Origin of the sequence: Mesorhizobium sp. M7A.F.Ca.CA.001.10.2.1, assembly GCF_003998575.1 — a bacterium.
In the GTDB taxonomy this organism is placed as follows: Bacteria; Pseudomonadota; Alphaproteobacteria; order Rhizobiales; family Rhizobiaceae; genus Mesorhizobium.
The window spans coordinates 1-5,239 of sequence record NZ_RZQY01000419.1 but is presented as its reverse complement, the minus strand read 5'-3'; the positions used below and the strand labels follow the sequence as shown (position 1 = coordinate 5,239).

Annotated in this window: 7 protein-coding genes; 3 read left to right on the top strand and 4 right to left on the bottom strand. The window is 62.2% G+C overall.

Annotated features, from left to right (window positions below; all coding sequences use genetic code 11):
• The 3 genes from EN964_RS23435 to EN964_RS23425 form a co-directional block, all read right to left on the bottom strand.
• On the bottom strand, positions 1-484 hold a 484-nt coding region (locus EN964_RS23435), incomplete at its 3' end, for a LysE family translocator (protein WP_164765702.1).
• A gap of 36 nt (positions 485-520) precedes the next feature.
• Entirely contained in the window at positions 521-934 is a 414-nt protein-coding gene (locus tag EN964_RS23430; RefSeq protein ID WP_236382885.1) for a hypothetical protein, read from the bottom strand.
• The gene (locus tag EN964_RS23425) at positions 927-1,163 is read right to left on the bottom strand and encodes a type II toxin-antitoxin system Phd/YefM family antitoxin (RefSeq protein ID WP_127269900.1); all 237 of its coding nucleotides are present in this window, start codon (positions 1,161-1,163) and stop codon (positions 927-929) included. Before EN964_RS23425 ends, EN964_RS23430 begins: the two co-directional genes overlap by 8 nt.
• 149 nt (positions 1,164-1,312) lie before the next feature.
• On the opposite strand from EN964_RS23425, the gene rfaD reads away from it, so the two are divergent.
• From rfaD to waaC, 3 genes are read left to right on the top strand one after another with little or no spacing between them, the layout of a single operon-like run.
• Entirely contained in the window at positions 1,313-2,281 is a 969-nt protein-coding gene (rfaD, locus tag EN964_RS23420; RefSeq protein ID WP_127269898.1) for an ADP-glyceromanno-heptose 6-epimerase, read from the top strand.
• Complete coding sequence (waaF, locus tag EN964_RS23415) at positions 2,254-3,261, top strand: lipopolysaccharide heptosyltransferase II (RefSeq protein ID WP_127269896.1); 1,008 nt, start codon at positions 2,254-2,256, stop codon at positions 3,259-3,261. Before rfaD ends, waaF begins: the two co-directional genes overlap by 28 nt.
• Positions 3,258-4,247 carry a lipopolysaccharide heptosyltransferase I gene (waaC, locus tag EN964_RS23410; RefSeq protein WP_127270422.1) on the top strand — a complete coding sequence of 330 codons (990 nt, stop codon included), beginning with the start codon at positions 3,258-3,260 and terminating at the stop codon, positions 4,245-4,247. Before waaF ends, waaC begins: the two co-directional genes overlap by 4 nt.
• 242 nt (positions 4,248-4,489) lie before the next feature.
• Here waaC and greA read toward each other — a convergent pair whose 3' ends face one another.
• A complete protein-coding gene (greA, locus tag EN964_RS23400; RefSeq protein ID WP_013530066.1) occupies positions 4,490-4,963 on the bottom strand; it encodes a transcription elongation factor GreA in 474 nt (157 codons plus the stop codon).
• Between the last annotated feature and the right edge of the window lie 276 nt (positions 4,964-5,239).

Sequence of the window (5,239 nt, the reverse complement as noted above, 5' to 3'; positions counted from 1 at the left end):
ACATCAGATTGACGATCGTGCCGAGCACGACGAACTGCAGCCAGACCGGAAACGCCGCCGAGGCGTCGATGAATTGCGGCAGGAACGCCATGAAGAAGATCGCTGTCTTCGGATTGAGCACCTCGACGGTGATGCTCTCGAAAAAGGCACGCCGTGCCGATTTGCGCTCGATCGCGGGCAGCGCCGCATCGCCCTCCACGCGCTTGCGAAACAGCGAGACGCCAAGCCAGATCAGATAGAGCGCGCCGACCAGCTTGACCGCCAGGTAGAGCGTCGGCACGGCATGAAACAGCACCGACAGCCCGGCAGCCGCTGCGAAAACATGCACGTAGCCGCCCAGATGAATGCCAAGTGCCGCCGTCAGGCCGGACCAGCGGCCGCGCGCCATCGTCTGCGCGGCCGCATAGAGCATGGCCGGGCCTGGAATGTAGGCGAAAATCGCCGTGGTGGCGAAAAACGCGATGAGCAGTTCGGTCGATGGCATTTTTGGTCCCTCACGATCGTGCTCTGTTCTGTCGATTCAGTCCGCGCGCGGGATGGCTTTGGACTGACCCGTGCGGACAACCGCAGTAAAAGCGAACATAATTTTCTTGTGAAATGACGGGCTGAACGCGCCGATTCGCGCACCCGGCTCGAAATAGGCCGACGCTTCCAGTATATCATGATTGTACTCATCGACCATGACCCAAAGGGGCATAGGGTCGAGGCCCGCACGGTGGCGTTCAATTTCCGGAATGCTGACGGCAACGCGATCACGGCCCGGCTGCGTGGAAGTGATTGCAAGGATGAAGAGGTTCGTACCGCCGGCTTTCCCAGGAAGGACAGCCACAAAGGCCACAGGCCGTGACTTCCGGCCTTCGGTCTCGCCGTCTCCGTGTTGACGATGCCAAAGATATGGATATCGCCAGACGTCCGCAGCGGCGGGTTTAATCACGGTCCAATTCCGCGGCGTACTCCTCGAGCATCTCGACATGTTCGGTCGGGGCATCCTCCGCAGCGTAGACGCGGCGGCTGTCGTTGCCGAAGCGCGCTTCGTAGGTCTCGATGCTCATCAGGACGTATCTCGGCTTGTTGTGGCGAGTGATGGAGACCGGCTGCTGGCTGGCAGCTGCAAGCACATCTCCAAGATTCTGTTTCAGATCGGTCGATGGATAGTTTTTCATGGGACACCCTGTTTTGTCCATAATAGACAAAACAGACAAAACAGACAAGCGCATAAAAGTGGCAGGACAGGCGCATGCGCCTGGCTTTGTCGACAGCCCGCCTAGCCTCCCCTATAAGGACCGGAATCGCAAGCAACCAGAGGCCCTTCATGATCATCGTCACGGGCGGCGCCGGCATGATCGGCTCCAACATCGTCGCCGCGCTGAATGCCGAAGGGCATGACGACATCCTGGTCGTCGACGACCTTACCGACGGTCACAAGATCGCCAATCTTGCCGATCTCAAGATCGCCGACTATCTCGACAAGAACGATTTCCTGGACCGCATGGAGGCCGGCTCGCTCGGCCGCATCGAGGCGGTGTTCCACCAGGGCGCCTGCTCGACCACCACCGAGTGGAACGGCAAATTCATGATGGAGGTGAATTACGCCTTCTCGAAACGGCTGCTGCATGCAAGCCAGGCGCTGCGCGTGCCTTTCCTTTATGCCTCCTCGGCTTCCGTCTATGGCGGCGGCTCGGAGTTTCGCGAGGATCCCGCGCTCGAGCGGCCGCTCAACGTATACGCCTATTCCAAGAAGCTGTTCGACGATTACGTCAGGCGAACCGTGTTCGCCGGGCGCACCGCCTTCGATACCGACCATTCACAGGTCGTGGGCTTGCGCTACTTCAACGTCTATGGCCCGCGCGAGGCGCATAAGGGCGCCATGGCCTCCGTCGCCTTCCATCTGTTCAACCAGGTCGAACAAGGCCAGAACCCGAAACTGTTCGGCGCCTATGACGGGTTCGGACCCGGCGAACAAAGCCGTGACTTCATCCACGTCGGCGACGTTGCCGACGTCAATCTGTGGCTGTGGAAACAGGGCTCAAGCGGCATCTTCAATTGCGGCACCGGCCGTGCCCAGCCCTTCCGCGCCATAGCCGAAACGGTGATCGACACGTTGGGGAAAGGCGAGATTGAATTCATCCCCTTTCCCGACCATCTCAAGGGCAGCTACCAGAGCTTTACGCAAGCTGATATGTCCCGTTTGCGCGCGGCCGGTTATAACGGCCAATTCCGGACAGTGGAAACCGGTGTCAGAGACTATGTCGAATGGCTGAAAGCCCAACGATCCTCGTGATCGGCCCACGCTGGGTGGGCGACATGGTGATGGCGCAGTGCCTGTTTTCGGCGCTGAAGGAGTTGCGTCCCAACGCCGCTATCGATGTGCTGGCGCCGGCCTGGGCCGCGCCGCTGGTCAAGCGCATGCCCGAGATCCGCCAGCAGATCGACTTTCCGCTCAAACCCGGCGCGCTCGAATTCACCCATCGCCGCCGCTTCGGCCGCCTGCTGCGCGGCCGCTACGACATGGCCTATATCCTGCCGGGCAGCTGGAAGTCGGCGCTGATCCCGTTCTTTGCCCGTATTCCGCGCCGTGTCGGCAATTTGCGCGAGATGCGCTATGGCCTGTTGACCGACATCGTGCCATTGCCCGACAGCATCAAACGACGCACAGCGCAGGCCTATTTCGGTCTCGCCCAGGGCGGCACTTTCCGGGCGCCGCGACTGACCGTGGACACGAAAAACCAGGTCGACCTGCTCGGCCGTTTCGGCTTGGCGCCGCAGAAATTCGTGGCCCTGATGCCCGGCGCCGAATTCGGCCCGGCCAAGCGCTGGCCCAGCGAAAGCTATGCCGGGCTTGCCCGCGATTTCATGGGCAAAGGCTTGAAGGTTGCTCTGTTTGGCTCGAAGAACGACCGCGACGTGACGGCGGAGATCGCGGCCCTGGCCCCCGGCGTCGTCGATCTCGCCGGACAGACGCGGCTGGAGGACGCCATCGATCTGATATCAGCCGCAAGGCTGGCCGTGTCCAACGACAGCGGGCTGATGCATGTCGCGGCCGCCGTCGGCACGCCGATCGTCGCCGTCTATGGCTCGACCTCGCCCGAGAACACGCCGCCGCTGGGGGAACGCCGCGAGTTGGTCTGGCTTGGCCTGTCGTGCTCGCCATGCCACCAGAAGGTCTGCCCGCTCGGCCACCTCAACTGCCTGAAGACGCTGGAAGTCGGCCAAGTCGCGGCAGCGGCGGACCGGCTGCTGGACATCCCGGCAGCGGCATGAAGGTGCTGATCGTCAAGACGTCGTCGATGGGCGATGTCATTCACACCTTTCCGGCCGTCGAGGATGCCCGTTTCCACCGCCCGGACCTGACCTTCGACTGGTGCGTCGAAGAGGCATTTGCCGGTATCGCCGCGCTTCACCCGGCGATCGAAAGAATTCACACGGTGGCGATCCGACGCTGGCGCAAGGCGCTGCTCGACGGCGCCACGTGGCACGAGGCGGCCGCCCTGCGCCGCACCTTGCGCGATTGCCGTTACGACCTCGTCATCGATGCGCAAGGCCTCCTGAAATCGGCTCTGGTGGCAAGGCAGGCCGGCGCCCCCATTGCCGGCTTCGACCGTTCGAGCGCGCGCGAACCTTCTGCGACGCTGTTCTACGATGCCACTTATCCCGTGCCGCGCGACCTGCACGCCATCGAACGGACACGGCGGCTGTTCGGGCTGGCGCTCGGCTATCAGCCCGATCTTTCGACCCTGGACTCCGGCATCGTGCCGCCCGTCGGCACTCTGGCGGGCATTGCCGGAAAAACCGCCTTCCTGCTGCACGGCACCAGCCGCGAAGACAAGAAATGGCCGGCCGAAGACTGGATTGAAACCGCGCGCCTCCTGATTGAGCGGGGGATAACGCCGGTCACGACCTGGTCGAACGAGCGCGAGAAGGCCGTGGCCGAAGCCATTGCCAAGGCAGTGCCATCGACAGTTGTGGTGCCAAAGTCACCGCTGGCCGACATCGCTGAGTTCATCGGCCGCTCGGAACTGGTCATCGGCGCCGACACCGGGCTGACCCATCTCGCCAGCGCCTTCGGCCTGCCAACGGTTGCGGTGTTCCTGGCGACCGAGCCCGGGTTGACGGGTCCGCGCGGGCAATATGCGTCGACGCTTTTGGCAGTGCCCGGGAAGCGTGTGATGCCGGCGGAGGTGGTGGCGGAGGCAGAGAGGCTGGCGGGACTCCAGGTCCTTGGCAAGGCCAACGCTGGCAAGAACTGAGGTCAATCGGAAAGGCCAGCGCCGCCCCCCATCCGCCTGCCGTCACCCTCTCCCCGTATAACGACGGGGAGAAGAGAGCTGAACGCAAGGCCAGCGTCTATTCTGCTACGTTGAAAATCGGCGAAATCGTCGACGGGAGCATCTTTCTCCCCGTCACTATACGGGGAGAAATGCCCGGCAGGGCGATGAGGGGCGACGCAAACCTCAGCTTAAAAATCGCAGCCGCGCCCCCCTCAAATCCCCTAGATGAACTGCACCTGGACGATCTCATATCCCCTGGCACCGCCAGGCGCATTGACTTCGATGGCGTCGCCGACTTCCTTGCCGATGAGCGCACGCGCGATCGGCGAGGAGATCGAGATGCGGCCGGACTTCACGTCCGCCTCCTGGTCGCCGACGATCCGGTAAGTCTTCTTTTCCTCGGTGTCCTCGTCGACCAGCACCACGGTGGCGCCGAACTTGATCTTGTCGCCGCTGAGCTTGCTGACGTCGATCACTTCGGCCCGCGCGATATAATCTTCAAGCTCGTTGACGCGGCCCTCGTTGAGGCTCTGCGCCTCTTTGGCGGCATGATATTCGGCATTTTCGGACAGGTCGCCATGCGAGCGCGCTTCGGAGATCGCCTCGATGATGCGCGGCCGCTCTTCCTGCTGGCGCCAGCGCAGTTCTTCCTTCAATGACGCGAACCCCTCGCCTGTCATCGGGACCTTGTTCATGATGCCTGACCTTTCCTGCTGCCACCCCCGCGTTTCGGGGAAAGCCTTGTCGATGGGTACAAAAAGAAAACGGGTCCGGCAGCCTCGGGCTAACGGAACCGTTTCACCGCAATTTCCCTGAATATAGCAATGTCAGCGGGTTTTTCACGCCCAAAAATCGGTTTTGCTAAAATCATCCCCGTTTTCATCAGCCAGGGCGGTGAATGAGGCTGGGGGCAGCAAAAAGCGGCCGCGATCGCTCGCGGCCGCTTGGAAGAGCCCTGGGATCTTTTCAGC